At 70.3% G+C, this 1,430-nt stretch carries 2 protein-coding genes and 1 pseudogene; all 3 read right to left on the reverse strand.

Annotated elements, in window-relative coordinates:
- The coding region (locus AC1DYI_RS35590; RefSeq protein WP_477208809.1) for a LysM peptidoglycan-binding domain-containing protein at positions 1–319 on the reverse strand (319 nt) is incomplete at its 3' end.
- Between the two features lie 32 nt (positions 320–351).
- The gene (locus tag AC1DYI_RS35595) at positions 352–1,173 is read right to left on the reverse strand and encodes a protein-L-isoaspartate(D-aspartate) O-methyltransferase (RefSeq protein WP_477208810.1); all 822 of its coding nucleotides are present in this window, start codon (positions 1,171–1,173) and stop codon (positions 352–354) included.
- A gap of 70 nt (positions 1,174–1,243) precedes the next feature.
- Positions 1,244–1,430 (reverse strand): annotated as a pseudogene (locus AC1DYI_RS35600) (5'/3'-nucleotidase SurE); the annotation flags it as partial.

Consider the following 1,430-nt stretch of genomic DNA (forward strand, 5'->3'; position numbering starts at 1 on the left):
CGTTCGGGTTGTCCATGYCGTTCCAGCGCGCGATGTCGCGCCAGGCCTGACCAGACTCGAGTGCGATGCGCATCAGCGTGTCACCGGGCTTCACCGTGTAAGTGGGTGGGCGCGTGTCGGCCGGCGCACTGGCGGGTGCCGAGGCTGGTTTGGCCGCCTCGGGTGCCGAAGCCGGCTTGGCAGCCGCTGTCGGGGCCGTGGGCCGCACTTCCACCGGGGCCTGGTTGCGCGGCGAAGCGCAGCCGGCCAACAGCAACACGGCGGTCGCGGCGAAGAGGCCGAGCGATCGTGTTGTCCAACGCCCTTTTTTGGTGCTCATCGGGTAGTGAGTTCCCTGTGCTGTTGTCAAGGTCAATGGGTGCCGGATTTTAAGGGGACGAACTGCACCGCCTCGCCGAGGCGGCGGTGCAGGCCATCGGGTGTGCGATCGACGATCACCAGCACCTGGCCCCGGCCGTCGGCCGAACGGGCCGGCGCGACCAGCCGGCCGCCCACGGCGAGTTGGTCCAGCCAGGCGTTGGGCAACTCGTCGCCCCCCGCCGCAGCGATGATGGTGTCGTACGGTGCATTGGGCGGGTGGCCACGCATGCCGTCGCCATAGACCAGGCGGCAACGAGGCACCTGCAAGCGATGCAGGTGACGTGCCGCCAGCTCGTGCAGCGCCTTCAGGCGCTCGACCGAAATGACCTGCGTCGACAGCTGCGCCAGCACCGCAGCCTGGTAGCCGCAGCCGGTGCCGATCTCGAGCACCCGGCCCAGGTGGCCGCGGGCGCGGGCGTTCTCGCCCAGGTACAGCCACTCGATCATCCGCGCGACGACCGAGGGCTTGGAAATCGTCTGCGACAGGCCAATCGGCAGGCTCGTGTCTTCATAGGCCTGTGCGGCCAGGGCCGAATCGACGAACTCATGCCGCAGCACCTGGCCCATGGCCTGCAGCAGCGGCTCGCAGCGCACGCCATCGGCCCGCAAACGCTGGACCATGCGTTGCCTCACCGGTGCACTGTCCAGCCCCAGGCCGCGCGGCGCCACGGTGCGGGCTGCATCCAGCGCCGCTTCCTGCAGCAGACGCTGGGGGCGCAGCACCGTCGGGGCCTGCGGGGCGCTGACGGAACTTCGGTTGAGAGAGGCAGGAAAGCGCGCCGGCCGCAAAGGCACGGGCTTCTTGTCGCTCATGGGTGCACCCTTCGGCCTGCGGCCGGTCCCGCCAAGCGGGAATGAGCCCCTTCGGACGGCCGTGCGCGGCTCATGCCCGACCCAGCCGCGCCCGCCAATCGGGCAGCGCGGCGTGGTCGGTGAGATCCACCTGCAGCGGCGTGATCGACACCTGCCCGTTGGCCACAGCGTGGAAATCGGTGCCCTCGCCCGCTTCGCGCGCGTCGCCAGCCGGGCCGATCCAGTAGATCGGCTCACCGCGGGGGCTGATCTGGCGG

This window comes from Ideonella sp. P3_A4, assembly GCF_056403075.1.